This window comes from Vibrio sp. B181a (assembly GCF_030248375.1).
GTDB classification, from domain to species: domain Bacteria; phylum Pseudomonadota; class Gammaproteobacteria; order Enterobacterales; family Vibrionaceae; genus Vibrio; species Vibrio campbellii.
In genome coordinates, this window is record NZ_JAHGAD010000038.1 from 57,963 (window position 1) to 84,924 (window position 26,962).

Consider the following 26,962-nt stretch of genomic DNA (forward strand, 5'->3'; position numbering starts at 1 on the left):
ATCGTTTTAGCTACTTCATCGCGAGTAACTTACTGTAGCGATCCAGCTTAGCCATACTGATCTTTGCGTTCGCCAAGAAGGTTTGTTTTGCTTTACCAGTCAGAGATTTTGACTGCGGTAAGTTTACCGTTCTTGGGTTTTTATGAACGCCGTTAACCAAGAATTCGTAGTGCAAGTGTGGACCAGTTACACGGCCAGTACCACCCAATGTACCGATGGTTTGGCCTTGCTTAACACGTTGTCCCGTTTTTACTGTTCGCTTAGTTAAGTGTAAGTATTTAGTAATGTAGGTATTGCTGTGTTTAATAAACACGTAGTTACCATTGAATTTGTTGTACGCTGATTTTTGCACAACACCATTACCCGCAGCCCAAATTGGTGTACCTACAGGCGCGGCATAATCAGTACCTCTGTGAGGGCGAACTCTCCCGGTAACTGGGTGTAAGCGACGAGGATTAAAGTTAGAGGTAACACGACGGAAATCCAAAGGTGCTCGTAAGAAGGCTTTCTTCATCGCTCGGCCATTTTCATCGTAGTACTTACCGCTCTTCTCATCTAAGATTGCGGTAAAGGTGTCACCTTGGTTGTTAAAGATTGCAGCAATGATTTTTCCGCGTCCAATCACTTCGCCTTCAACCACTTCCTCTTGGTAAAGCACGCGGAAGGTATCGTTTTTACGAATGTCCAAAGCAAAGTCGATATCCCAACCAAAAATTCCCGCCAGTTCCATAATTTGGTTTGCATTCAAACCGGATGAAATCCCCGCATTCCAGAAGTTGGATTTGATTGTTGCTTCAGAGTAGTTGTATTGGTAATCGACTTCTTTTTTGTCCACCTCAGAAACGTATTTGCCACCTTGCAGTTTAATGCGGAACGTTTCGAATGCATTGAGTGTGCGTTTTAGTTGAATAAAGTCGTTATTTTCATCAAAGCCAAATTGCAGCCTGTCACCAGGACGCAGTCGAGTGAGTTGCTCTTTGATTTCTTTATCTGAAGTAATCAGTTCATGCAGAAGGCGAGGAGATAAACCGACGCGGTTAAAAAGTACAGCGGCACTTTCACCATTTTTGACTTTGTATGTTTCCCAGCGCAAAACAGAAGGAAGAGTAGAAGAAGTGCTGCGCTCGGGGGATTCCACAGAAATCGGTACCGAATAATGCTCACCGACTTTGAGTCGGCTTTGCTGCGGATCGAGGTCTTGCGGATCGGGTAAGAAAAACAGCGCGACGATGATCAGCGCACTAAAAAAACCGATCAGTACTTTGTGCAAGAGCGGTAGTCGGACAAAAATCGAATGCATGAGGTACTTGATTACTAAATTAAACGTAAAAATTGACAACTACCTAGTCTAACGTGTTTCAAAATGCATCGCTATTCAAGTAAGATGTTCAGCTATTATATTTTTGCCAAATCTGTGGGAGTGAACAAGAATGGCGAGCATTGAAGCTGCATTAGCCGAGATTAAGCGCGGTGTTGAAGAGCTGATTCCAGAAGAAGAGCTGATCGCAAAACTAAAAGAAGGTCGTCCTCTACGTATTAAATTGGGCGCCGATCCAACAGCACCTGACATTCACCTAGGCCATACGGTTATTTTCAATAAGCTTCGCTTGTTCCAAGAACTAGGTCATGAAGTGACGTTCCTAATCGGTGACTTCACTGCAATGGTTGGTGACCCAACAGGTAAGAACTCAACTCGTCCACCGCTAAGCCGTGAAGATGTTCTGCGTAACGCAGAAACGTACAAAGAGCAGGTGTTCAAAATCCTAGATCCAGCTAAGACAAAAATTCAGTTCAACTCTGAGTGGCTATCTGAGCTTGGCGCAGAAGGTATGATTCGCCTTGCAGCGAACCAAACCGTTGCTCGTATGCTAGAACGTGATGACTTTAAAAAGCGTTACGCAGGTGGCCAGCCAATCGCTATTCATGAGTTCATGTACCCACTACTTCAAGGTTGGGACTCAGTAGCGATGGAAACAGATGTTGAGCTTGGTGGTACTGACCAGAAGTTCAACCTACTGATGGGGCGTGAACTGCAAAAATCTCACGGTCAAAAACCTCAAGTTGTACTGATGATGCCGCTTCTAGTTGGTCTAGATGGTGAGAAGAAGATGTCTAAGTCTTCTGGTAACTACATTGGTATCAGCGAAGCACCAAGCGAAATGTTTGGTAAGATCATGTCTATTTCTGACGTTCTAATGTGGAGCTACTACGAGCTACTGTCTTTCCGTCCATTGGAAGAAATTGCACAGTTTAAAGCTGACGTAGAAGCGGGTAAGAACCCTCGCGATATCAAAGTTCTGCTAGCGAAAGAAATCATTGCTCGTTTCCACAGTGAAGCGGATGCAGATGCAGCAGAGCAAGAGTTCGTTAACCGTTTTGCTAAGAACCAAATTCCAGATGAAATGCCAGAGTTCGATTTTGAGGCTGGCACGCCAGTAGCAAACCTACTGAAAGAAGCGGGTCTATGTGCTTCAACTTCTGAAGCAATGCGCATGGTTAAGCAAGGTGCTGCTAAGATTGAAGGCGAGAAAGTTGCTGATGCGAAGTTTGCTCCTGAAGTAGGCACTTACGTATTCCAAGTGGGTAAACGTAAATTCGCACGTATTACTATCAAGTAATCCATAACTGCTCAAAATGAAAGCGCCCACTGGGCGCTTTTTTTGTATGAAAATTTGGTGAATCCACAGAGATTGACTGTAAAAGTGACGCATTTTTGCTACTATACGCGCGCTGCTAGGTGAGCAGCTTTATCGGAGATTTACATGAACAATACCGACCATCCTCCCAGTTGTTGGGTGAGTAAGATTAAGGGAGCGAAATAACCCGCTTCGGTATTGGCGATCTCCGCCTTACCTGAGTGGTGAGGCATCTTTTCTAATTTTTCCTTCTTGTTATTTCCTTTCATAAATTCTGAATAGACAGTGCTTTAGCATTGATGTTTTCGTACATCCAGTGTTTCTAATACACGTAATGGACTGTGCTGAAGGCTTTTTGCGTGCGTTGTCGATGGTCGTTACCAATGCCAATCGGGAGATTCGCCATGACGGTAATGAACAACACTTTTATTGAAACAACACCAAACTTTTCTGAAGTAGAAATTGGTGCCGCGCGTAATGCGTTTTTGCGATACGAGCAAGAGCAGCAACTGCATTTACTCACCATTATGCCTATCGATGAGGCGGTTGGTATTTTGCAGCACTGTTCAGTTGGCTATGTAAATAGCTTGATTGCTCAACTTGAACAAGCTGGGCATGACAAACGTGCTCGTCACTATGCTCACCAGTTAGGTCTGCATATGTCTGAGGTTGATACACCAGACGGTTATCTTTCTACGAGCGTGCTAGGGCATGTGAAGCAGCGTATTGGCTGGATCATTGCACTTGCATTGCTTGGGATTGTGTCTGGCTTAATCATCGCTCAATATGAAGACACATTGAGTCAACTTGTATTGCTAGCGGTTTACATGCCGGTGATCGCAGCCGCTGGTGGTAATACAGGAACTCAAGCCGCAACTTTGGTGATTCGTGCTCTTGCAACAGGAGAGCTTAAGAAGCGCCAATGGTTGGAGGTTTTGTGGAAAGAAAGCCGTGTAGCTCTGTTTATCGCGTTAGCGATTGCTATCGTGATGGTCGGCCGCATCATGCTATTCAGTGGGGGGCAATCGACAGGAGGCTTTGCGATTGAGGATATCGCGTTGGCAATTGCCGTCGCGCTGTTTATTCAGGTGACTATTTCAACCACACTTGGCGGATTACTTCCTATTATTGCTCGAGCTTGTAAACTGGACCCAGCCGTTTTGGTGAGCCCAGTCTTAGCATCGATTGTCGATATTTCAGGGATGTGGATCTACTTTACCGTGGTGAACTACTTCTTAGGCATTGCCTGACTGAAACTCACAATGTCTTGGTAGAACAACTTCTCAAACTGCGTAATAGGGGGGACGACAGGCTTGTTATCGTCCCTCTTTTCTGGAAAGTAGTCCGATACAAACTGAACAAATAAAGTATTGGGTTTTCCGTTCTTATCTAATCCATAGCCTGCCATATTATAGGTTCCGTACAGCGAACCGCTCTTCGCTATCAACTGACCTTTGATCGGCGCTTTGCGCATACTTTTACGGTATTGCAAAGTGCCCGACTCACCAGACTTCGGCATAATTGCGATCAGGTTAAGCTCCTTCTCATGCTGCCAAATGTAACGCAAAATGGCCGCCATAGAAGTGGCTGAAATTCGGTTATTGCGTGATAAGCCAGAGCCGTCTTCCAGTCTTGCATTACGAATATCGACACCGGTATTCGCAAAGATGATTTGTTTGATAGCTTCTGTACCGTTAGTAAAGCTTCCCGGTTGAACAAAAAACTTCGCACCAAGGGTTTTAGTCAGTGTATCTGCAATCAAGTTGTCAGAGCGTTTGAGCATTTGGTCTAAAAGTTGTGGCAACGGTTTAGACTTATGTAGAGCAAGCAACTTACGCTGCTTTTCTGGTGCTTTACCAATTCGAATATTGCCTTTTAATGAGATACCAACTTGCTTGAGTAACTTTTGTACTTTTTGGCTGGTATAGCGTTCAGGATCTTGCACAGCAAATTTAAGAGGAAGCGGTTTGTCGCCACGGTCAACCAGACAGCCTGTCAGCTCGTATTGGTTGTCTGGGTTAGCTATTAGGTCTAAATCACAGTGACGGCTCTTCTGAACGCTTCTAGAGACGGTTTGAACACTGTTTTTTACGTTTATTGGTTGATGTTCTGGGACGTAGACGCGAGTAGAACCATTTTTCTGTGTGTAGATAGAAGCTTGGACACAGTTATCATTCAACGTAATCGCAGAAGCTGGGGCACTGTAGCAAACCCCCAGAATATCCCATGGCCAACCTACAGCACGGTTATAACCACTAAAAGCGCTGTTATCTAACCAAAGGTCGCCTTTGATTTGATTCAAACCATTTTTCTTGGCTCGTGTCAGCATGGTCTTTAGATCTTGAGTCAGTAACGTTGGATCCCCAGAAAAAGTAAGTACCGCGTCTGAGTTTGAGCTCTCTAATGTGGTGCGAAACGCAAAGCTGTTTCCCAGTTCAAGTTTTGCCGCTAATGCAGTGACGACTTTTAGCGTGCTGGCTGGTGGGAAATACTGATCGGTTGGATGAATACCTGTTAGCTCACTTTGGTCATTGAGTTTTTCAGCAATCAAGCTGACACGAGAGCCTTCTGGCAAAACCTCTTGATGAGGATAAGCCATTGATGTGAGTGGGACGAGACTAGAAAAAAGTAATAAAGACCAGCGTAAGCGCATAATGAGAGTTCGTGAGGTTAGTTATGCAATTGAGTATATACCGAAAAATTGCAGAATTCTGGATATAAAAAATGCCCGCATTGTGCGGGCATTTTATCTTCAAGTCGTAAGACTGAATTAGAAGTCGTAACGTAGACCTAGAGCTAGCTCGTCTTCTGCGTCAGCTTTAGTCGCTGTGTGGTTAGCGAATTCAGTTGAACCCATCTTATCGCCAGCGTCAATTAGGTTGAAGTTGTACGATACGTAACCACGGAAGTTAGGCTTGAAGTAGTAAGACGCGTCGATAGCGAAGTTGTTTGCAGACGTTTCGCCGTTTGTCTCTGCGTTGTTGTATGTAGAAGTGAACACAGTTTGACCTAGAGTGTAAGCACCCGCTAGTTCGTAACCTGTGTAGTCTACAGTGTTTTTGAAGTCAGCTTCTTTTTCGCCGTCAGTGAACACACCAGCGAAGTATAGGTCGCTCATAGTGTAAGAAGCAGCAAGCATGTATTCGTTAGCGTCAGCTTGATCTGCGTAACCAGCACCTAGGTCAAGACCAGTGTCGCCTAGCGTGTAGATTGCAGATAGAGAGTAGCCATCTTCGCCGTTGTCAGTGTATTCAGTGCCTGCTTTGTTCAGTTCACGGTCAGCAAAACGGTAGCTAGCTTTAACAGCTAGGTTTTCGAATTGACCTTTGTAAGAGAACATGTTGTCAGAACGGTCAGCTGCAGCTAGTTTGTCAGCAGCAGAGTTACCGTGGTAAGCCATGATATCTGTGAAGTCAGTAATAACGCCTAGCGCACCGTCGTTTTTACCGTAAGTAACTTCACCGAAAGCACCGCCAAGACCAGCGTATGCGTAACGAGTGTCTAGATTGCTGTTGCCGTCTACGCCGCCGTTTTCAGCTGTAGTGAACTCACCTTCCCAGAAACCAACACCGTATAGGTTGTCGTTGATTGCTTGAGTACCAAGGAAGTTTAGACGGATACGAGAGTTGTCCGCTACATCGCCATCTTTCATAGATAGACGTGCTTCAGCACGGCCGCCCATTTCTAGAGAAGTACCGTCTTGGTTGTAAAGCTCAGCTGCGTTAACGCCAGTTGCCATAGCTGCTGCAGATACAGAAAGAGCAATTAGAGTCTTTTTCATCTTATTTGTCCTAGTTAGCTGTCCATAATCATTGTTTTATGGGGGAGAGGTTATCTCTCACAAGTTATCGTTATGCGTATGGTTTCATTCGTGAGAATCGCCCACATTCGAAAAACCGATGACGTAACAACTTGCCGGACATGTTTTACTGCTAAAGTTTCCTTATGAGTTAGTAAAATGATATAAATCCAACTAATGAACAGTGTTCAATTGTTTGTTTTTGTTTTGTAAGTTGTTGTTAAATATTGGTTTGTATCGCAATGACATTGGTCTGACATTGATTTGTTTTTATCTTTTTTGATGTTTTTAGTGTAATGAACAGTGTTGTTTTTCAATAAACTGCGATGATGGTTAAATCTAAAAGCCATTGATGACAAGGTATTAAGCACGCAACTGGATGGCAAAATCGAATTAGGGTGATTTCATATCCCAGTTTGTTTAAACTAATCAAAACAGAATCTTTGAACGTACTACCCAATCATCATGATTGGGTAGGCTTTTTTTGTCCAAAGACACCTTTGGCCTTGAGGTTATATAATGGAAAAAGTTCCAATGACACTACGTGGCGAACAATTGCTACGTACCGAGCTTGATCGTCTACTAAAGCTTCGCCCGCAAATTTCAGAAGCAATCGCAGAAGCGCGTGAACTAGGCGACTTGAAAGAAAACGCTGAATACCACGCAGCTCGTGAAGAGCAGGGTATCTGTGAAGCACAAATTCGTGACATTGAATACAAACTGTCTGTTGCTCAAGTAATTGACGTAACATCGATGGACAACACTGGTAAGGTGATTTTTGGCTCAACCGTAACTCTGATTGATTGTGATACGGAAGAAGAGAAAACCTACCAAATCGTGGGTGACGATGAAGCAGATATTAAAGCAGGTCGTATCTCAATCAGTTCTCCAATTGCTCGCGGCCTGATCGGTAAGATGGAAGGTGACGAAGTGGTTATTCAAACCCCTGGTGGTGCGAAAGACTTCGAAATTGACAGCGTTGAGTACATCTAATTAGGCGATGCTGCCTATTCGCTGATGTAAACAGTAGATGCAAAAAAGGTCGCCCATGGCGACCTTTTCTTCTTCCGCTGCGTAAGTAGGTATTACTTACGTGGGATTTCGATTTTACGCTCTTCAGACTGGCGGTATAGCACAAGTACTTTACCAATTGTCTGAACTTTTTCAGCGCCCGTCTCACGTACGATAGCGTCGATGATCAGCTGTTTTGTCTCACGGTCTTCTGATGCAACTTTAATTTTGATCAGTTCGTGGTGGTCAAGAGCGATTTCAATTTCTGCTAGCACGGCTTCTGTAAGTCCATTTGCGCCCATTAGCACAACAGGTTTTAAACTGTGAGCCAGGCCTTTTAGGTGCTGCTTTTGTTTGGTGCTTAGGTTCATTACGCGGCCAATTTTCTTTAAAATAAGGGTTGAAAAAAGCTATTTTAACGCCATCTATTGCTGAAGACTATAATTTATTGAGTAATAGGTTGAGCCTATTAAAACAATAGCTCCTAATTACGCCTTGTTGGGATTAAAATGAGTAAACAAAAACATTCGGCTAGTTCTGGTCGTTGGTTGAAAGAACACTTTGATGATAAATACGCAAACGAAGCTCGTAAAAAAGGCTATCGTTCTCGTGCTTACTTCAAAATTGAAGAGATCCAAACAAAAGATAAATTGTTGAAATCTGGGATGACTGTCGTCGATTTAGGCGCCGCTCCAGGTGGATGGTCTCAATATGCTGCTAAGATAATAGGTGAAGAAGGTCAAATCATTGCATGTGACTTATTGCCTATGGATCCAATCGCTGGCGTAAGCTTCCTACAAGGTGACTTTCGTGACGAGGCAGTATTAGATGCCCTGTTAGAAAGAATCCAACCTTCAATGGTGGACGTAGTAATGTCTGACATGGCGCCTAACATTGCTGGTAATAATTCTGTAGATCAGCCACGAGCTATGTATTTAGTTGAATTGGCTTTAGATATGTGTCGACAAGTTCTAGCACCTAATGGTAGCTTTGTCGTAAAGGTTTTCCAGGGTGAAGGCTTCGATCAATTTGTGAAAGAAGTCCGAGACATGTTTAAAGTCGTAAAAATCAGAAAACCAGACTCATCGCGAGCTCGCTCACGAGAAGTCTTTGTTGTAGCCACTGGTTACAAAGGTTAACTATTTCGCTCGTTTAGAGCATGGTTAACACTATAGCTACAGGTAATGAACTGTAGTACCCTACCTTTAATTACAATTAGTTATCGAGAGGCTGACACCTTGAGTGACATGGCAAAAAATTTAATTCTGTGGCTTGTTATCGCTGTCGTATTGATGTCGGTATTCCAGAGCTTTGGCCCTGGAGAAAGCAATGGCAGAACCGTGGATTACACCACGTTTGTACAGGAAGTTGGCCAAGGCCAGATTCAAGAAGCAACTTTTAAAGACGGTGAGATTAGCTTTGTTCGTCGCGGCGGCGGTGCCAAAATGGTTACTTACATGCCGGTGTATGATCAAAAGCTTCTGGATGACCTAATTAATCAAAACGTGAAAGTGCAAGGTACGCCTCCTGAAGAGCAAAGCCTACTTGGCACAATTTTCATCTCTTGGTTCCCTATGATCTTACTGATTGGTGTATGGATTTTCTTCATGCGTCAAATGCAAGGCGGCGGCGGTAAAGGCGCTATGTCTTTCGGTAAGAGCAAAGCTCGCATGATGAGCGAAGAGCAAATCAAGACTACTTTTGCCGACGTTGCAGGTTGTGACGAAGCAAAAGAAGACGTAAAAGAACTGGTTGATTACCTACGTGACCCAAGCCGCTTCCAGAAATTGGGCGGTAAGATTCCAACAGGTGTTCTAATGGTTGGTCCTCCTGGTACTGGTAAAACGCTTTTAGCGAAGGCCATTGCCGGTGAAGCAAAAGTACCGTTCTTTACTATCTCTGGTTCTGACTTCGTAGAAATGTTCGTGGGTGTTGGTGCATCTCGTGTGCGTGACATGTTTGAGCAAGCGAAGAAAGCAGCACCTTGTATCATCTTTATCGATGAGATCGATGCGGTAGGTCGTCAGCGTGGTGCTGGTGTTGGTGGTGGTCACGATGAACGTGAACAAACCCTAAACCAAATGCTGGTTGAGATGGATGGTTTCGAAGGTAACGAAGGTATCATCGTTATCGCGGCAACTAACCGTCCTGACGTATTGGACCCTGCGCTATTGCGTCCTGGCCGTTTTGACCGTCAAGTGGTTGTTGGTCTTCCAGACGTACGTGGTCGTGAGCAGATCCTTAAAGTACACATGCGTAAAGTGCCTCTAGCGGGTGACGTAGAGCCTTCTCTAATCGCACGTGGTACTCCAGGTTTCTCTGGTGCTGACCTAGCAAACTTAGTAAACGAAGCAGCATTGTTTGCTGCGCGTGGTAACAAGCGCAACGTATCAATGGTTGAGTTTGAACTGGCGAAAGACAAAATCATGATGGGTGCAGAGCGCCGTTCGATGGTGATGTCTGAAGAAGTAAAAGAGTCAACAGCTTACCACGAAGCAGGTCACGCTATTGTTGGTCGCCTAGTACCAGAACATGATCCTGTGTACAAAGTGTCCATCATTCCGCGTGGTCGTGCGCTTGGTGTGACTATGTACCTACCAGAACAGGACCGTGTGAGCATGTCTCGCCAACATCTAGAATCTATGGTTTCTAGCCTATACGGTGGTCGTCTCGCGGAAGAACTTATCTACGGTGCTGATAAAGTATCGACGGGTGCATCGAACGATATCGAGCGTGCCACTGATATTGCTCGTAAGATGGTGACGCAATGGGGCTTCTCTGAGAAACTTGGTCCGCTTCTGTACGCGGAAGAAGAAGGTGAAGTGTTCCTTGGCCGTAGTGTGACACAGACTAAACACATGTCTGATGACACAGCGAAGCTGATCGACGACGAAGTTCGTAAGATCATCGACCGCAACTATGACCGTGCGAAGAAAATCTTGGAAGATAACATGGACATCATGCATGCGATGAAAGATGCGCTAATGAAGTATGAGACCATTGATGCTGGCCAGATTGATGACCTAATGGAGCGTAAAGCTGAGATCCGTGAACCTGCTGGTTGGGGCGACAAGCCAAACAAACCAGAAGATAACGATAAGCCTCAAGCGAAGCCTGAAGTAAAAGCAGAAGAGAAGCCAGTTGAGCCTACAAAACCTGTAGAGCAATCAACGTCTCAAGAAGCGACTTCAAGCGAAGCGCCAGAAAAGAAAGACTCTGAATAAAGAGTAGCCTTTGATAACAAACCCCGAGTTAAGCTCGGGGTTTTTGTATCTGTTGTGATTATTAACGCTATGATTATTAAAGCAAACAACAAATCTCTCGATCTTTCTCGTCCTCATGTTATGGCAATCCTCAATGTCACGCCTGACTCATTTTCTGATGGTGGTAAATTTAACTCACTTGAATTAGCGCTTGCTCAAGTTGAGAAAATGATCGCCGCTGGTGTGAGTATCATCGATATCGGTGGTGAATCAACACGACCAGGTGCCCCTGATGTTGAATTAGAAGAAGAACTGCAACGTGTGATTCCTGTTATCCAAGCGATACGTGATAAGCACGATGTTTGGATTTCTGTTGATACCAGTAAAGCTGAAGTGATGCGTCAAGCGGTTGCTGCTGGTGCAGACCTCATTAACGATGTTCGTGCGCTTCAAGAGCCAGGAGCATTAGAGGTAGCAGCAGAAGCTAAGTTGCCAATTTGCCTGATGCACATGAAAGGCCAGCCACGTACGATGCAAGCCAATCCTCAATACGATGATCTGATGGAGGATGTCTCTGCATTCCTTCAAGAACGAATTGCTGCTTGTGAGGCTGTGGGTATCGATAAGTCTCAACTTATCCTTGACCCAGGTTTTGGTTTTGGCAAAACCATAGAACACAATTATCATATGCTCGCTCATCTCGATAAGTTCCATGAATTTGGCTTGCCAATCCTTGCTGGTATGTCGCGTAAATCCATGATTTTCAAGCTGTTGGATAAGCCAGCGGCTGACTGCACCAATGCGAGTGTCGTCTGTGCGACTATCGCGGCGATGAAAGGCGCGCAAATTATTCGAGTTCATGACTTTGAAGAAACCATTGAAGCAATGAAAGTGGTTGAGATGACGAACAAAAATATCTAAAAGAATTAAGGAAAGTTTTATGTCTGATAAAAGACGTTATTTCGGTACTGATGGCGTACGCGGTAAAGTTGGACAATACCCAATTACTCCAGATTTTGTACTGAAGCTTGGCTGGGCAGCTGGTCGTGTACTAGCGAAACAAGGCACAAAAAAAGTTATCATCGGTAAAGATACGCGTATCTCTGGTTACATGCTTGAATCTGCTCTTGAAGCCGGTCTTGCCGCTGCGGGCCTGAAAGCAACCTTTACTGGTCCAATGCCAACCCCAGCGGTTGCTTACCTAACGCAAACCTTCCGAGCGGAAGCGGGCATCGTTATTTCAGCTTCTCACAACCCATACTATGATAACGGCATCAAGTTCTTCTCATCTGAGGGTACTAAGCTTCCGGATGATATCGAGCTTGCTATTGAAGCTGAGCTAGATAAAGACATTGAATGTGTGGAGTCTGCTGAGCTTGGTAAAGCAACCCGCCTGAACGACGCGGCTGGTCGTTACATCGAGTTTTGTAAGAGCACCTTCCCATCAGATCTTAGCCTAGCGAACGTGAAGATTGTGGTTGATTGTGCCCATGGTGCTACTTACCACATTGCTCCTAACGTATTTAAAGAGCTAGGTGCTGACGTTGTTGCAATGGGCGTTGAGCCAAACGGTACTAACATCAATGCTGAAGTTGGTGCGACAGACGTTCGTGCGCTACAAAAACGCGTTGTAGAAGAGCAAGCTCACCTAGGCCTTGCGTTCGATGGTGACGGCGACCGTATTATCATGGTTGACCATTTGGGCAACAAGATCGATGGCGACCAAATTGCTTACATCATCGCTCGTGATGCACTGCGTCGCGGCGAATTAAAAGGCGGTGTCGTTGGTACGCTAATGACTAACCTAGGTATGGAAAATGGCCTGAAGCAATTGGGTATTCCGTTCGTACGTGCTGCGGTTGGCGACCGTTACGTGATGGAGCAACTACTTGCTAAAGGTTGGAAGATCGGTGCTGAAAACTCAGGCCACGTTATCTTGCTAGATAAAGTGACTACTGGTGACGCTATCGTAGCAGCGTTGCAAGTGCTTGCTTCTGTTGTCGGTAGCGAAATGACATTGCACGACTTGTCTCAAGGTATGACGCTTTACCCACAAGTACTAGAGAACGTACGTTTTGCTGGTGACAGCAACCCACTAGAAGCGCAAGCAGTGCTAGACTCAGTTGCAGAAGTAGAAGCAGAGTTGGGTGACAAAGGCCGAGTATTACTACGTAAATCAGGCACTGAACCACTTATTCGTGTAATGGTGGAAGGTGAAGATGCGGAACTTGTTCAAAGCTCTGCGCTTAAGATTGCAGAAGCTGTAAAAGCAAGTTGTTAATCATTGCTTTAACCCATTTTGCGAGAGTAAAGGGCAACTTTTGCCCTTTTTTTGAGCGCTTAATGCGTTGGTGGTGACTTTTTACTAATTTTCCCTTGTCAGCGTTACTGGCTTTCGCTAGTATTGCTCCGCCTCCCGTTAGGAGGTCGCTAGCCTTGTTCATAAATAAACGCGATTGTTTTTGAACGGCGCTGGCTCAACAATTTGGAACATAGGTGGAAAAAAATGTTTTCAGTTCTACTTGTGATTTACCTGTTGGCGGCGCTTGGTGTGATTGGCCTTGTGTTGATTCAACAAGGTAAAGGCGCAGATATGGGAGCCTCGTTCGGTGCAGGTGCTTCAAACACAGTGTTTGGTGCAAGCGGCTCAGGTAATTTCTTAACCCGAACAACTGCTATTTTAGCAACCGTATTTTTTATCGTTAGCTTGCTACTTGGTCGTATGTCTACGCACAAGACTGAGTCACAATGGGTAGACCCAACACTAGGTCAACCAGTTGTAGAACAAGTTAAAGATGCAGCAAGTGAAGTTCCAGCACCAACAGGTGATGAAATTCCACAATAAGCTGTAAAGGTTTATGTAGCCGAGATGGTGAAATTGGTAGACACGCTAGCATGAGGTGCTAGTGCCTTAGGTGTGAGGGTTCGAGTCCCTCTCTCGGCACCATGAATTTACAAACTTGTAAATCACTTAGTTGAGCGTATAATGCTCAGCAAGTCGGACGCGGGGTGGAGCAGCTTGGTAGCTCGTCGGGCTCATAACCCGAAGGTCGTCGGTTCAAATCCGGCCCCCGCAACCAATCTCTTCTTTCATATGGAAAGAATGATTCGATTGGCAAGTTTGCACAGTGCTAACCACACTGTGAGTTAAGAAAAGCAGTTTTTGGCTATTCTTAACGTATCAGGGTCCAGCAGCATAAAACCCCGACTTTCGGGGTTTTTTGTTATCTGAGTTTTTGTAATTTAACTCGGATCACTGCTTGGTTTTTTGATTGGGCTCTGAGCCCTTTTTTTGTTTCTGGAGTGGTTCAAATGACTGGTTTAGAAAGACAACTTACTGAAATGCTTGAAGCTCCTGTAGAAGCAACAGGCTACGAGTTGGTTGGATTAGAATTTATTCGTGCGGGTGCGCACTCAACGTTGCGTATCTACATCGACCATGAAAATGGTATCAACGTAGATGCCTGTGCAGAAGTTAGCCATCAGGTAAGCGCAGTATTAGACGTTGAAGATCCAATTTCTGTTGCTTACAGCCTAGAAGTTTCTTCTCCAGGCTTAGAAAGACCACTTTTCAAAGCAGCACATTACGAGCAATTTATTGGTCACGAGGTCAGCATCGTATTGAAAATGGCTGTTGCAAACCGTCGTAAGTGGAAAGGTATTATCCACAGCGTTGATGGTGAGACAATTGCAGTTACTTGTGAAGGGCAACAAGAAGAGTTTGCTCTAAGTAACATTTCAAAAGCTAACCTGATCCCTAAATTTTAGTTCCCTAAAAAATTTGAAGCTTAGAGGCTAAATACAATGAGTAAAGAAATTTTAGCGGTAGCAGAAGCGGTATCGAACGAAAAAGCGGTACCTCGTGAGCGTATCTTTGAGGCTCTTGAGATTGCTCTAGCAACTTCTACAAAGAAAAAGTACGAAATCGAAATCGATGTACGCGTAGCTATCGACCGTAAAACGGGTGAGTTTGAAACATTCCGCCGTTGGTTGGTTGTAGAAGATGTTGAAAACCCAACAAAAGAAATCTCTCTAGAAGCTGCACAATACGAAGATGCAGACATTCAACTAGGTGATTTCGTAGAAGACGATATCCCATCGGTTACATTCGACCGTATTACGACGCAAACTGCTAAGCAAGTTATCGTACAAAAAGTACGTGAAGCTGAGCGTGCGCAAATCGTAGAACAGTTCATCGACAACGAAGGTGATTTGATCACTGGTGTTGTTAAGAAAGTAAACCGCGAGACGGTTGTACTTGATCTTGGTAACAACGCAGAAGCGGTAATCCTACGTGATGACCAACTTCCTCGTGAAAACTTCCGTCCAGGTGACCGTGTTCGTGGTCTTCTGTACAAAGTTGCTCCTGAAGCGCGTGGTTTCCAACTGTTCATCACTCGTTCTAAGCCAGAAATGCTGGCTGAACTGTTCCGTGTAGAAGTGCCAGAGATCGCTGAAGAAATCATCGAACTTAAAGGCGCTGCACGTGATCCAGGTTCTCGCGCTAAGATCGCTGTTAAAACAAACGACAAGCGTATCGACCCTGTAGGTGCGTGTGTTGGTATGCGTGGTGCACGTGTACAAGCAGTATCTGGTGAGCTTGGTGGTGAGCGTATCGATATCGTTCTTTGGGACGATAACCCAGCTCAATTCGTTATCAACGCAATGGCACCAGCTGATGTTGCTTCTATCATCGTTGATGAAGATGCACACTCAATGGACATCGCTGTTGAAGCTGACAACCTAGCGCAAGCTATCGGTCGTAACGGTCAAAACGTACGTCTAGCATCTCAACTAACTGGTTGGGAACTGAACGTAATGACTGTGGCAGATCTTCAGAAGAAACACGCTGAAGAGTCTCAAGCGTCTATCGAAAACTTCATGAAGTACCTAGACATTGAAGAAGACTTCGCTCAACTGCTTGTTGAAGAAGGTTTCTCAACGCTAGAAGAAATCGCATACGTTCCAGTTAATGAACTGCTAGACGTAGACGGCCTAAACGAAGAACTTGTAGAAGAACTTCGTAGCCGTGCGAAAGACGCACTAACGACAATTGCCCTTGCGCAAGAAGAGTCTTTTGAAGGTCTAGAGCCTGCTGAAGACCTACTAGGCCTTGAAGGTCTAGAGCGTGAGATGGCATTCAAGTTGGCAGCAAAAGGTGTAGCAACACTAGAAGATCTAGCCGACCAAGGTATCGACGATTTAGAAGGTATTGAAGGCCTGACAGAAGAACGCGCAGGTGAGCTTATCATGGCTGCACGTAACATCTGTTGGTTCGGCGAAGAAGCATAATATCAGCAAGGAGGAAGCGGCATGACACAATTAACAGTTAAAGCTCTGAGTGAAGAGATTGGTACTCCAGTCGACCGCTTAATGGAACAACTTGCTGACGCTGGCATGAACAAAGCGAGTTCTGACCATGTATCGGATGAAGAGAAGCAAAAGCTTCTCTCTCACCTGAAGAAAGAGCACGGCGATAAGTCGGGCGAATCTGAACCTACTAGACTGACGCTTCAACGTAAGACTCGTAGCACGCTAAGTGTTGCAGCAGGTGGCGGCAAAAGTAAGGATGTTCAAGTAGAAGTGCGTAAGAAGCGCACATATGTGAAGCGCAGCACTATCGAAGACGACGCAAAACGTGAGGCTGAGGAAGCAGCAAAACGTGAAGCTGAAGAGCTTGCGAAGCGTGAGGCTGAAGAACAAGCCAAACGTGAAGCTGCAGAGAAAGCACAGCGCGAAGCCGATGAGAAAGCGAAACGTGAAGCGGATGCAAAACGTGAAGCTGAAGAAAAGGCAAAACGCGCACAAGCTGATAAGGCTAAGAAAGAAATGAATGCAAAAAACGCGGATGCTAATACGCAAGCGAAGAAAGAAGCTGACGAGCTAAAGCGTCGTCAGGAAGAAGAAGCCCAACGTAAAGCTGAGCAAGAAGCGGCTAAGCTAGTTGAAGAAGCTCGTAAACTTGCAGAAGAGAACGAAGCTCGTTGGTCTGAAGAAGAGACTAAAAAGAAAGAGCTTGAAAACTCTGACTACCACGTAACTACTTCTCGTTACGCTCGTGAAGCTGAAGATGCAGCTGACCGTAAAGAAGAAGGTGGTGCTCGTCGTAAGAAGAAGAAACCAGCAAAAGAAGAGCAATCACGCGGTGGTCGTAACCAACGTGGTGGCAAAGGCCGTAACAAAGGCAAACTTGCTAAGCCAACTTCAATGCAACACGGTTTCGATAAGTCTGCGACTGTAGCAAAACAAGACGTAGTAATCGGTGAGACAATCGTTCTTTCTGAACTTGCTAACAAGATGTCGGTTAAAGCGACAGAAGTTATCAAAGTAATGATGAAGATGGGCGCTATGGCGACTATCAACCAAGTGATCGACCAAGAAACAGCACAACTTGTTGCTGAAGAAATGGGTCACAAGGTAGTTCTTCGTAAAGAGAACGAACTGGAAGAAGCAGTACTATCTGATCGTGATACAAACGCAGAAGCAGTACCACGCGCTCCAGTAGTAACAATCATGGGTCACGTTGACCACGGTAAAACGTCAACACTTGACTACATCCGTCGTACTCACGTTGCTTCAGGCGAAGCGGGTGGTATCACACAGCACATCGGTGCTTACCACGTTGAAACTGACAACGGCATGATCACGTTCCTTGATACTCCTGGACACGCGGCGTTTACTGCTATGCGTGCTCGTGGTGCTCAAGCGACAGATATCGTTGTTCTTGTAGTTGCAGCAGACGATGGCGTAATGCCACAAACAGTTGAAGCGATCCAGCACGCGAAAGCGGCAGGCGTTCCTCTGATTGTTGCTGTGAACAAGATCGATAAAGAAGACGCGAACCCAGACAACGTTAAGAATGAGCTAGCTCAATACGACGTAATCCCTGAGGAATGGGGCGGTGAGAACATGTTCGTTCACATCTCTGCTAAACAGGGTACAAACATCGACGGTCTTCTAGAAGCAATCCTTCTTCAATCTGAAGTTCTAGAGCTTACAGCTGTAGCAGAAGGCATGGCATCTGGTGTTGTTGTTGAATCTCGTCTAGATAAAGGTCGCGGTCCAGTTGCAACAGTACTTGTTCAATCAGGTACGCTAAACAAAGGCGATATCGTTCTTTGTGGTCAAGAATACGGCCGTGTTCGTGCAATGCGTGACGAACTAGGTAAAGAAATCACAGAAGCTGGTCCATCTATCCCTGTAGAGATCCTAGGTCTTTCAGGCGTACCATCTTCAGGTGATGAAGCAACAGTAGTACGTGACGAGCGTAAAGCGCGTGAAGTAGCGAACTACCGTGCTGGTAAGTTCCGTGAAGTGAAACTTGCTCGTCAGCAGAAATCTAAACTAGAGAACATGTTCTCTAACATGACTGCTGGTGAAGTTGCTGAACTAAACGTAGTACTGAAAGCTGACGTACAAGGCTCTGTAGAAGCAATCGCAGACTCTCTACTGAAACTGTCTACTGACGAAGTTAAAGTGAACATCGTTGGTTCTGGTGTTGGTGGTATTACTGAGACTGACGCAGTTCTTGCAGAAGCTTCAAACGCAATCATCCTTGGCTTTAACGTACGTGCGGATGCATCTGCTCGTCGTGCGATTGAAGCAGCAAGTGTTGACCTACGTTACTACTCAATCATTTACCAATTGATTGACGAAGTTAAACAAGCAATGGGCGGTATGCTTGCTCCAGAATTCAAGCAAGAAATCATTGGTCTTGCTGAAGTACGTGACGTATTTAAGTCACCGAAACTGGGCGCAATCGCTGGTTGTATGGTTACTGAAGGTCTAATTAAGCGTAACAACCCAATCCGCGTTCTACGCGACAACGTTGTTATCTACGAAGGTGAGCTAGAATCACTTCGTCGCTTTAAAGATGACGTTCAAGAAGTTAAGAATGGCTACGAGTGTGGTATCGGCGTTAAGAACTACAACGACGTTCGCGTTGGCGACCAGATCGAAGTATTCGAAATCGTTGAAATCAAACGTACTCTAGACTAATTGACTAAAATTACTAACCGTCTGAAAGACAAACAGTAATTGGTTGTTGAATACACCATGGGGGGCTGGCTTGACCATCCCCCCATTCTTTCTATTTAAGAGAATGAATATGTCAAAAGAATTTAGCCGCACGCAGCGCGTATCACAGCAGCTGCAAAAAGAACTTGCGATGATCCTTCAACGTGAAGTTCGTGACTCTCGCCTAGGCATGGTTACGATTTCAGACGTAGAAGTGTCACGCGATCTTGCTTACGCAAAAGTATTCGTTACTTTCTTATGTGTGGGTGAGCAAACACCAGAATCATGCCTAGCAGCACTACGTGAGCACGAAGTGCACATCCGTATGATGCTTGGTAAGCGTATTCGCCTACGTCTAACGCCTGAAATCCGTTTCTACTACGACAACACACTAGTAGAAGGTATGCGCATGTCGAACCTAGTTTCTGAGGTTGTGAACGAAGATAAACGTAAACAGCAAGATTCAGGTCGCGAAGAAGATCAGGCAGGGGAAGAGTAATGGCTCGTCGTCGTAAAGGTCGTCCAATTAATGGCGTTATCTTGTTGGACAAACCAACAGGTATTTCTTCCAATGATGCACTGCAAAAAGTAAAGCGTATCTACTTTGCTGAGAAAGCAGGTCATACGGGTGCATTGGACCCACTAGCGACGGGCATGTTGCCAATCTGCTTAGGTGAAGCAACCAAGTTCTCTCAGTTCTTGTTAGATTCAGACAAGCGCTACCGCGTAATCGCAAAGTTAGGTGAGCGTACTGATACGTCTGACTCTGATGGCGAAGTGGTAGAGACGCGTCCTATTGATGTGAACCTAGAGAAGTTAGAAGCGTGTATTGATACGTTCCGTGGTGAATCAGACCAAGTTCCTTCAATGTTCTCAGCATTGAAGTACCAAGGTAAGCCATTGTACGAGTACGCTCGTAAAGGCATCGAAGTGCCACGTGAATCTCGCAAGATCACGGTATACGAAATCGTACTTCACCGTTTTGAAGGTGATGAAGTTGAGATGGAAGTACACTGCTCAAAAGGCACTTACATCCGTACTATCGTTGATGACCTAGGTGAAATGCTTGGCTGTGGCGCACACGTGACTATGCTTCGTCGTACTGGTGTTGCTAAGTACCCATACGAAAAAATGGTGACGCTAGAACAACTTAATGAGTTGCTTGAGCAAGCACATCGCGATGAAGTAGCACCGAAAGAGTTGCTTGATCCACTGCTGTTGCCAATGGACACTGCCGTTGAAGATTTGCCTGAGGTAAACCTAAACGCTGAGCTAACTAACTTAGTACAACACGGTATGCCAGTGCAGGTATTGGGTGCGCCAGAGGGTACCCCAATTCGCATGACTTCTGGTGAAGATAAGCTGTTTATTGGCGTTGCTGAAGTGAACGACGATGGAAAAGTGGCACCAAAACGTTTGGTGGTTTTCCGCGACGAAGAGTAACTTCACTAAGCTCTAGAAAATACCGGCGATAATGCCGGTATTTTTATATTGCGCGGGTGAGGAAACTTCCCTATAATTCGCGCTTCGCGTAGCGGCTGAATCAGAGATTGGCTGCTACAACTTTAAACCTACTCTTATTAGGAGAGAATTATGTCTCTGAATGCAGAAACTAAAGCAGCAATCGTTGCAGAATACGCACAAGGCGAAGGCGACACTGGTTCACCAGAAGTTCAAGTAGCTCTACTTACAGCTTCTATCAACCACCTACAAGGTCACTTCAAAGCACACAAAGGCGATCACCACAGCCGTCGTGGTCTTCTACGTATGGTTTCTCGTCGTCGTAAGCTTCTAGATTACCTAAAAGGTAAAAATCTAGCTCGCTACCAAGACCTAATCAAGCGTCTAGGCCTACGTCGCTAATCAGCGACTGCATAGCAGTTTGTCTAAAAGGGGCTTTATGCCCCTTTTTTGTTGCCTGTTACTTATTTTGACTGCTATAGCTTAGCCAAATCAGACTTATGCCGTTATACTACACGCGGCTAAATCTCGTTTAGAGATTTTCACTAGGCTCATTGCATTACAGTCAACCACGTCGACCAAAAGGTCGCGACTATTAAAAGTGAACTGAACGCCACATTAGTTTGTTTTTACTAGTCGCGATTCGTAATGCCTTGGGTATCAATCAATACTCTCTAAGCAAATCAATCGATGCGCTTGGAAACAAGGAATAACAATGTTCGAAAAACCAGTTGTTAAAACGTTCCAGTACGGTAACCACACAGTTACTCTAGAAACTGGCGTTATCGCACGTCAAGCTACGGCTGCAGTAATGGTTACTATGGACGATACAGCAGTATTCGTTTCTGTAGTTGGTAAAAAAGAAGCGGTTGAAGGTCAAGACTTCTTCCCTCTAACAGTTAACTACCAAGAGCGTACTTACGCAGCAGGTAAAATCCCTGGTGGTTTCTTCAAGCGTGAAGGTCGTCCTTCTGAAGGCGAAACGCTAACGGCTCGTCTAATCGACCGTCCAATCCGTCCTCTATTCCCAGATGCATTCAAAAACGAAGTACAAGTTATTGCAACAGTAGTATCTGTGAACCCAGACGTTCAACCAGACATCCCAACAATGATTGGTACGTCTGCTGCGCTAGCTATCTCTGGTATTCCGTTCAACGGTCCTATCGGTGCTGCGCGTGTTGGTCACATCGACGGTCAACTAGTACTTAACCCAAGCAACACTGAGCTAGAAACATCTAAGCTAGACCTAGTTGTTGCGGGTACTGAATCTGCAGTACTAATGGTTGAATCAGAAGCTGACAACCTAACTGAAGAAGAAATGCTATCTGCTGTTGTGTTCGGTCACGATCAACAACAAGCTGTGATCAAAGCAATCAACGAATTCAAAGCTGAAGTTGCTACTCCTGCTTGGGATTGGGTTGCTCCAGCAGAGAACACTGCGCTGGTAACTAAGATTGCTGAACTTGCTGAAGCAAAACTGGTTGAAGCTTACCAAATCACTGAGAAGATGGCTCGTTACGACCGCATCCACGAGATCGCTGGTGAAGTTAACGAAGTGCTGCTTGCTGAAGATCCAGAAGCAAACACAAAAGAAATCCACACTATCTTCCACGATCTAGAGAAGACAGTGGTACGTCGCAGCATCATCGCTGGTAACCCACGTATCGACGGTCGTGAAAAAGACATGGTTCGTGCGCTTGACGTACGTACTGGTGTTCTTCCTCGTACTCACGGTTCTTCACTATTTACTCGTGGTGAAACTCAGGCGCTAGTAACTGCGACTCTAGGTACGCAGCGTGACGCTCAAATCATCGACGAACTAACGGGTGAGCGTAAAGATCACTTCCTACTACACTACAACTTCCCTCCATACTGTGTAGGCGAAACTGGTTTTGTAGGTTCTCCTAAGCGTCGTGAAATCGGTCACGGTAAACTGGCTAAACGCGGTATCGCAGCAGTAATGCCTTCTGTTGATGAGTTCCCATACACAGTACGTGTTGTATCGGAAATCACTGAATCTAACGGTTCTTCTTCAATGGCTTCTGTATGTGGTACTTCTCTTGCTCTTATGGACGCAGGTGTGCCAATCAAGTCTTCTGTTGCGGGTATCGCAATGGGTCTTGTTAAAGAAGGCGACGACTTCGTTGTTCTTTCTGACATCCTTGGTGACGAAGACCACCTAGGTGACATGGACTTTAAAGTAGCAGGTACTAACACTGGTATCACAGCACTTCAAATGGACATCAAGATCGAAGGTATCACTAAAGAGATCATGCAAATTGCGCTTAACCAAGCTCAAGGTGCACGTAAGCACATCCTATCTGTAATGGATGAAGCTATCTCTGGTGCTCGTGAAGACATCTCTGAATTCGCTCCTCGCATTCACACAATGAAGATCAGCGCAGAGAAGATCAAAGACGTTATCGGTAAAGGTGGTGCAGTTATCCGTGCTCTAACTGAAGAGACTGGTACAACTATCGAAATCGAAGACGACGGTACTATCAAGATTGCAGCAACTGAAGGTGCAGCAGCGAAAGAAGCTATCCGCCGTATCGAAGAGATCACTGCTGAAGTTGAAGTAGGCCGTATCTACACTGGTAAAGTTGCACGTCTAGCTGACTTTGGTGCATTCGTAACGGTTCTTCCTGGTAAAGATGGTCTAGTACACATCTCTCAAATCGCTGAAAAACGCGTTGAGAAAGTGTCTGACTACCTAACTGAAGGTCAAGAAGTTCAAGTTAAAGTTCTTGAAATTGACCGTCAAGGCCGTGTACGTCTAAGTATGAAAGAAGCAGTAGAGAAGCCAGCAGAAGAAGCAAACGACGCTTCTGAAGCAAAAGGCGAGTAATCTAAGTTTCGACTTTTGGTCTTTTATTAGCTTAAGAGCCTGAAAGCATGCTATAAAAGGGGAGCATTTTCGCTCCCCTTTTTTTGGCCTGTTTCACCAATTATCGCCTCAAGCGAAGTTAACTAGCCTATAGTGCATAAAGAGAAACAGACCCAGAGCGGTCCAAACAGGAGTACCAATTAGTGAAATGGTTTCAAACCGCAAGTTTATGTGTTGCTATCGCGCTGACCGGTTGTGCTAATACCTCTCAACAATCGGCACAACAGTGGATCTACCCTCCGATGGCGGTACCGCTACAACCAAGCGTGCAACAAGAAGTTCAGATTGCGCGCCTTTCCCAGCTTTTACAGCGTCCAGACCTGAGTGATGAAGTTCGCGCTAAGATGCATTACGAGCGTGGTAACTACTACGACAGTGTTGGCCTGCGTGATCTTGCTCGTTTGGACTTCAATCAGTCTTTGCAACTTAACCCTGCTCAACCAGACATCTTTAACCTACTAGGCGTGTATTTCACTCAAGTTGGCGAGTTTGATGCGGCTTACGAAGCGTTCGATTCGACATTAGAGCTAGCACCAGAGAATTCATACGCAGAGCGTAACCGAGCGATAGCGCTTTACTACGGTGGCCGTATCGATCTGGCTCTGGAAGACATGACCAAGCATTATCAAGAAATGCCGAGCGACCCATTCCGCGCGCTATGGTTATACATCATCGAAGCAGAGCAAAACCCTGAGCAAGCGAAAGCGAACTTAGAGAAGCGTTACCAACGCGACCGCAGTGAAGAGTGGGGCTGGGTTCTGGTTGCTATTATGTTACGTGACGTGTCTGATGATGCCGCACTAAAAGCTATCATGGATGGCACGCGTGAGAACTACCGCCTTGCTGAGCGTTTAACAGAAACTTACTTCTACCTTGGTAAGCGTTACCAACTCGAGGGTGATATTGCTGACGCGATTTCATTGTACAAGCTGGCGATCTCTTTCAACGTTTATGAATACGTAGAGCACCGTTACTCTTTCTTGGAGTTGGCGCAAATCTACGATCAGTTGCAGCAAGAACAACTTGCTAAGCTCAAAGCCGAGCAAGAGCAACAAGAAGAAAAATAACCATGAGCCGCTCAATCAGAGCGGCTTTTTTGTGCTTGAAGAATTTGGATGGCTTCACTAGAATAGTTAGCCTTGCTAACTAAATAGGCAAAGCATAATGGCATTAGAAAAAAGCCTGATTGATTTAGAACGCTTTTGTGCCAAAGCGTGGCGTGTTTATGCCAAAGAAGATCCACTTTCGCACCTGAGTTTTAATGAGTTTGATTACTTGCGAGTGATTCAACTGCACCCAGAAGGTGTACGCATTACCGACTTAGCGGAAGAGCTTCAAGTTACCAAACCTTCGGCTTCAAATATGGTGGTTCGTTTGGAGAAAAAGGGCTTGGTAAGGCGCATTGCTTGTAACGAAGATGCTCGCTCTAAACGCGTGCTATTAACGGAAGAAGTGATAGCTGAAATGTCTTTGGAACAAGTGGTGTATAAAGATATTTCAGAGCAGCTTATGCGTAAGTTGGATGCGAAAGAAGCACAGCAATTGAAAGCGCTATTAGATAAAGCGCTCGGAAACTAAACCTATTTTTTATTCTTTTATCAATTTAGTTAGCTTTGCTAACTATTGGTGGTAGTCATGCAAAACTCTATTTATAAACAGTTTTGGAAATACACAATTCCGACCGTCGCAGCCATGCTGGTTAACGGCTTGTATCAAGTGGTGGATGGTATCTTTATCGGTCGGTATGTCGGTGCTGACGGATTAGCGGGGATCAACGTTGCTTGGCCAATTATCGGCTCGATACTAGGTATCGGTATGATGGTGGGTGTAGGTACGGGCGCACTCGCCTCTATCAAACAAGGTGAAAAAGACAGTGAGGGCGCGAAACGCATTCTCTCAACTGGTCTATTGCTTTTAGTCGCTCTGATGCCAATAGTGGCGACAACCTTGTTCTTCTTCGCCGATGACTTTATTCGCTGGCAGGGCGCCGAAGGTCGTGTTTACGAGCTTGGTTTGCAGTACCTGCATATCCTGAGTGTCGCGTGTGTGTTCTCGCTGGGTTCGATTGCAGTGCCGTTTTTGCTGCGTAATGATGATAGCCCTAACTTAGCCACCATCTTGATGGTGATCGGCGCGGTAATCAATATCGTGCTCGACTATATCTTCATCGCTTGGCTTGGCTGGGAGCTTACCGGTGCTGCAATTGCGACCGCTCTGGCGCAGATGGTTGTGACGATTTTGGGTGTGGGGTACTTCTTTACTTCCAGAGCCAACATGCGCTTGTCTTTCAGCGATTTGAAGATGCAGTTTGATGTCATTCCTAAGATTGTCATGATAGGCACGTCTAGCTTCTTTATGTACGCTTATGGCTCAATGATGGTTGCGCTGCACAATGCATTATTTGCCCAGTATGGTAGTGCGTTGTTGATTGGTGCTTACGCTATTTTGGGCTACATCGTGACGGTCTACTACTTGATCGCAGAAGGCATTGCTAATGGTATGCAGCCCTTAGTAAGCTACAACCATGGTGCTCGTAATCAAGACAATATTCGTAAGCTGTTGAAGGTCGCAATGGGCACGTCAGTACTCGGTGGTGTCGCGTTTGTTATTCTAATGAACATCTTCCCTTACGAGTTTGTCTCGGTGTTCAACAACGCAGACCAACATCTGATTGATGCGACGGTGGTCGGTATCCGTCTACACATGTTTGCGCTGTTCTTAGATGGCTTCTTGGTGGTTGCGGCGGCGTACTACCAATCGGTAAACAAAGGCAGCAAAGCGATGTTTGTGACCATTGGTAATATGGTGATTCAATTGCCTTTCTTGTTCATCATGCCGAAGTTATTGGGAGTGACGGGTATTTGGATTGCGTTCCCATTGTCTAACATCGCCTTGAGTCTGGTCGTGATGACAATGTTGTGGCGTGATATTAAGAAGTTAATGAATGAGAGCTCTCCAGAGCCGAGTGTTCAAGTCTCTTAACCGAATATTAATACGAAAAAGCGAGGTCAGTACCTCGCTTTTTTATTGGTTTGAAACCCTGAGTAGGGCTTAGATGTTTTTCACCTCTAAGCCAGCAAGTTGATGCCAGTAACCGTTACATTGGCGGTCTTGGATCTTGCCTGGGTTGGTGCCTTTCTCATTGGAACGGAACTGGTCTAGCTCAGAGAAGGTGCTAAGGCCAAGTGGGCTTAGACGAACCACGTCAACCAGACCTTCCATACTTGGCAGATCGTTGATCAGGTTGTAGCAGTAACCAGACTGAGTTTGGATGCCGTTGAGGTTAAACACTTCCTGACCTTCTTGGCTGCTTACTTGGATACCTGTTGGGTACTTAATACAGCAAGTTTCGCAGTCGTCTTTAGCTTTGTTTTCTGCACGAGCGGTAAAGCAGCGCGCCGAGTAAGCCAGTGGTAGGTAGCCGTGGCTAAATACTTCCACCTCAAACTTATTGCGAATACCAAGTTCATCACATTGAACCAATGTATTGCTTAGCCATTCGCGAGACAGCTCTACAGGCATACACCAGCGGATCATGCCCTGTTTTAGGAACAAGTTAAGCGTGTGCGCGTTGTAAGTGTTAACCGCTGGGCCAACGACGAAAGGCACTTTGTGCTCAGAAGCCAGTTGAACCGCAGACACATCGTTGGCTTCAATCGCGAAGTCACCGTTGTCGATGTACTTCTTCATGATGTTCACTTCACTTGGCGCTTCTAATAACGCCATCGTGGAAAGCACGACTTGTTTGCCAGATGCAGACAGTTCTTTCGCGATATCAAACCAATGTGCAGGCTTCATTTCACGACGTTTTGAACATACGGTCTCACCAAGGTAGATGATGTCCGCAGAGCTTGATTTCGCTTGTTCATAAAACGCTTCAACGTCTTGCTTTGGCCAGAAGTACAACAACGGACCAAGTGCGTATTTCATTGAGTTATCCATCTTAACC

At 45.4% G+C, this 26,962-nt stretch carries 23 protein-coding genes and 2 tRNA genes; 20 read left to right on the forward strand and 5 right to left on the reverse strand.

What is annotated here, in order from left to right:
- Positions 1-10: 10 nt before the first annotated feature.
- Positions 11-1,300 (reverse strand): peptidoglycan DD-metalloendopeptidase family protein, encoded by a 1,290-nt coding sequence (locus tag KIO97_RS17025; protein ID WP_103412724.1) that lies wholly within the window; start codon positions 1,298-1,300, stop codon positions 11-13.
- A gap of 130 nt (positions 1,301-1,430) precedes the next feature.
- Here KIO97_RS17025 and tyrS point away from each other — a divergent pair, with 130 nt between their 5' ends.
- Together tyrS and KIO97_RS17035 are read left to right on the forward strand one after the other, a co-directional pair.
- Positions 1,431-2,618 carry a tyrosine--tRNA ligase gene (gene tyrS, locus KIO97_RS17030; RefSeq protein WP_012128832.1) on the forward strand — a complete coding sequence of 396 codons (1,188 nt, stop codon included), beginning with the start codon at positions 1,431-1,433 and terminating at the stop codon, positions 2,616-2,618.
- 422 nt (positions 2,619-3,040) lie between these two features.
- Positions 3,041-3,886, forward strand: coding sequence for a magnesium transporter (locus KIO97_RS17035; RefSeq protein ID WP_005425264.1), 846 nt, complete (start codon positions 3,041-3,043; stop codon positions 3,884-3,886).
- Here KIO97_RS17035 and dacB read toward each other — a convergent pair.
- Both dacB and KIO97_RS17045 read right to left on the reverse strand, forming a co-directional pair.
- Positions 3,865-5,289, reverse strand: a complete 1,425-nt coding sequence (gene dacB, locus KIO97_RS17040; protein ID WP_285383515.1) for a serine-type D-Ala-D-Ala carboxypeptidase — start codon at positions 5,287-5,289, stop codon at positions 3,865-3,867. The two genes, KIO97_RS17035 and dacB, sit on opposite strands and share 22 nt — an antisense overlap.
- Positions 5,290-5,406: 117 nt before the next feature.
- Positions 5,407-6,417, reverse strand: a complete 1,011-nt coding sequence (locus KIO97_RS17045; RefSeq protein WP_045381363.1) for a porin — start codon at positions 6,415-6,417, stop codon at positions 5,407-5,409.
- A 537-nt stretch (positions 6,418-6,954) separates the two neighbouring features.
- Here KIO97_RS17045 and greA point away from each other — a divergent pair.
- The gene (gene greA / locus KIO97_RS17050; RefSeq protein ID WP_005530343.1) at positions 6,955-7,428 is read left to right on the forward strand and encodes a transcription elongation factor GreA; all 474 of its coding nucleotides are present in this window, start codon (positions 6,955-6,957) and stop codon (positions 7,426-7,428) included.
- Positions 7,429-7,520: 92 nt separating this feature from the next.
- Here the strand turns inward: greA and yhbY are convergent, their stop codons facing one another.
- Positions 7,521-7,817: a ribosome assembly RNA-binding protein YhbY gene (yhbY, locus tag KIO97_RS17055; protein WP_005425257.1), complete on the reverse strand. Its 297-nt coding sequence runs from the start codon at positions 7,815-7,817 to the stop codon at positions 7,521-7,523.
- Between the two features lie 138 nt (positions 7,818-7,955).
- Between yhbY and rlmE the strand changes: the two genes are divergently transcribed.
- From rlmE to vmrA, 17 genes are all read left to right on the forward strand, one after another.
- The gene (gene rlmE, locus KIO97_RS17060) at positions 7,956-8,585 is read left to right on the forward strand and encodes a 23S rRNA (uridine(2552)-2'-O)-methyltransferase RlmE (protein ID WP_005439450.1); all 630 of its coding nucleotides are present in this window, start codon (positions 7,956-7,958) and stop codon (positions 8,583-8,585) included.
- 108 nt (positions 8,586-8,693) lie between these two features.
- Positions 8,694-10,670 (forward strand): ATP-dependent zinc metalloprotease FtsH, encoded by a 1,977-nt coding sequence (gene ftsH / locus KIO97_RS17065; RefSeq protein WP_012128827.1) that lies wholly within the window; start codon positions 8,694-8,696, stop codon positions 10,668-10,670.
- A 69-nt stretch (positions 10,671-10,739) separates the two neighbouring features.
- A complete protein-coding gene (gene folP / locus KIO97_RS17070; RefSeq protein WP_212582138.1) occupies positions 10,740-11,570 on the forward strand; it encodes a dihydropteroate synthase in 831 nt (276 codons plus the stop codon).
- 19 nt (positions 11,571-11,589) lie between these two features.
- On the forward strand, positions 11,590-12,930 hold the full coding sequence (glmM, locus tag KIO97_RS17075) for a phosphoglucosamine mutase (protein ID WP_045451285.1): 1,341 nt from the start codon (positions 11,590-11,592) through the stop codon (positions 12,928-12,930).
- A gap of 225 nt (positions 12,931-13,155) precedes the next feature.
- Positions 13,156-13,494 (forward strand): preprotein translocase subunit SecG, encoded by a 339-nt coding sequence (gene secG / locus KIO97_RS17080; protein ID WP_005530332.1) that lies wholly within the window; start codon positions 13,156-13,158, stop codon positions 13,492-13,494.
- 18 nt (positions 13,495-13,512) lie between these two features.
- Positions 13,513-13,596 (forward strand) — tRNA-Leu (locus KIO97_RS17085).
- Positions 13,597-13,652: 56 nt separating this feature from the next.
- Positions 13,653-13,729: transfer RNA gene (locus tag KIO97_RS17090), tRNA-Met, on the forward strand.
- Positions 13,730-13,961: 232 nt separating this feature from the next.
- On the forward strand, positions 13,962-14,417 hold the full coding sequence (gene rimP / locus KIO97_RS17095) for a ribosome maturation factor RimP (RefSeq protein WP_005530330.1): 456 nt from the start codon (positions 13,962-13,964) through the stop codon (positions 14,415-14,417).
- Positions 14,418-14,453: 36 nt separating this feature from the next.
- Positions 14,454-15,941, forward strand: coding sequence for a transcription termination factor NusA (gene nusA / locus KIO97_RS17100; RefSeq protein WP_005530328.1), 1,488 nt, complete (start codon positions 14,454-14,456; stop codon positions 15,939-15,941).
- Positions 15,942-15,962: 21 nt separating this feature from the next.
- Positions 15,963-18,647 carry a translation initiation factor IF-2 gene (gene infB, locus KIO97_RS17105; protein WP_005530326.1) on the forward strand — a complete coding sequence of 895 codons (2,685 nt, stop codon included), beginning with the start codon at positions 15,963-15,965 and terminating at the stop codon, positions 18,645-18,647.
- A gap of 109 nt (positions 18,648-18,756) precedes the next feature.
- Positions 18,757-19,164 carry a 30S ribosome-binding factor RbfA gene (gene rbfA / locus KIO97_RS17110; protein WP_005431935.1) on the forward strand — a complete coding sequence of 136 codons (408 nt, stop codon included), beginning with the start codon at positions 18,757-18,759 and terminating at the stop codon, positions 19,162-19,164.
- On the forward strand, positions 19,164-20,108 hold the full coding sequence (truB, locus tag KIO97_RS17115) for a tRNA pseudouridine(55) synthase TruB (protein WP_005431933.1): 945 nt from the start codon (positions 19,164-19,166) through the stop codon (positions 20,106-20,108). The genes rbfA and truB overlap by 1 nt, the downstream gene beginning before the upstream one ends.
- A 150-nt stretch (positions 20,109-20,258) precedes the next feature.
- Positions 20,259-20,528: a 30S ribosomal protein S15 gene (gene rpsO / locus KIO97_RS17120; protein ID WP_005380094.1), complete on the forward strand. Its 270-nt coding sequence runs from the start codon at positions 20,259-20,261 to the stop codon at positions 20,526-20,528.
- A gap of 313 nt (positions 20,529-20,841) precedes the next feature.
- A complete protein-coding gene (gene pnp, locus KIO97_RS17125; RefSeq protein WP_005530322.1) occupies positions 20,842-22,974 on the forward strand; it encodes a polyribonucleotide nucleotidyltransferase in 2,133 nt (710 codons plus the stop codon).
- A gap of 182 nt (positions 22,975-23,156) precedes the next feature.
- Positions 23,157-24,080: a lipoprotein NlpI gene (nlpI, locus tag KIO97_RS17130; protein ID WP_005431928.1), complete on the forward strand. Its 924-nt coding sequence runs from the start codon at positions 23,157-23,159 to the stop codon at positions 24,078-24,080.
- A gap of 97 nt (positions 24,081-24,177) precedes the next feature.
- Positions 24,178-24,591, forward strand: coding sequence for a MarR family winged helix-turn-helix transcriptional regulator (locus tag KIO97_RS17135; protein ID WP_038891086.1), 414 nt, complete (start codon positions 24,178-24,180; stop codon positions 24,589-24,591).
- Positions 24,592-24,648: 57 nt separating this feature from the next.
- The gene (gene vmrA / locus KIO97_RS17140; RefSeq protein ID WP_005431924.1) at positions 24,649-25,995 is read left to right on the forward strand and encodes a sodium-coupled multidrug efflux MATE transporter VmrA; all 1,347 of its coding nucleotides are present in this window, start codon (positions 24,649-24,651) and stop codon (positions 25,993-25,995) included.
- A gap of 69 nt (positions 25,996-26,064) precedes the next feature.
- Here the strand turns inward: vmrA and KIO97_RS17145 are convergent, their stop codons facing one another.
- On the reverse strand, positions 26,065-26,943 hold the full coding sequence (locus KIO97_RS17145) for a U32 family peptidase (protein ID WP_009707523.1): 879 nt from the start codon (positions 26,941-26,943) through the stop codon (positions 26,065-26,067).
- Positions 26,944-26,962: the final 19 nt, after the last annotated feature.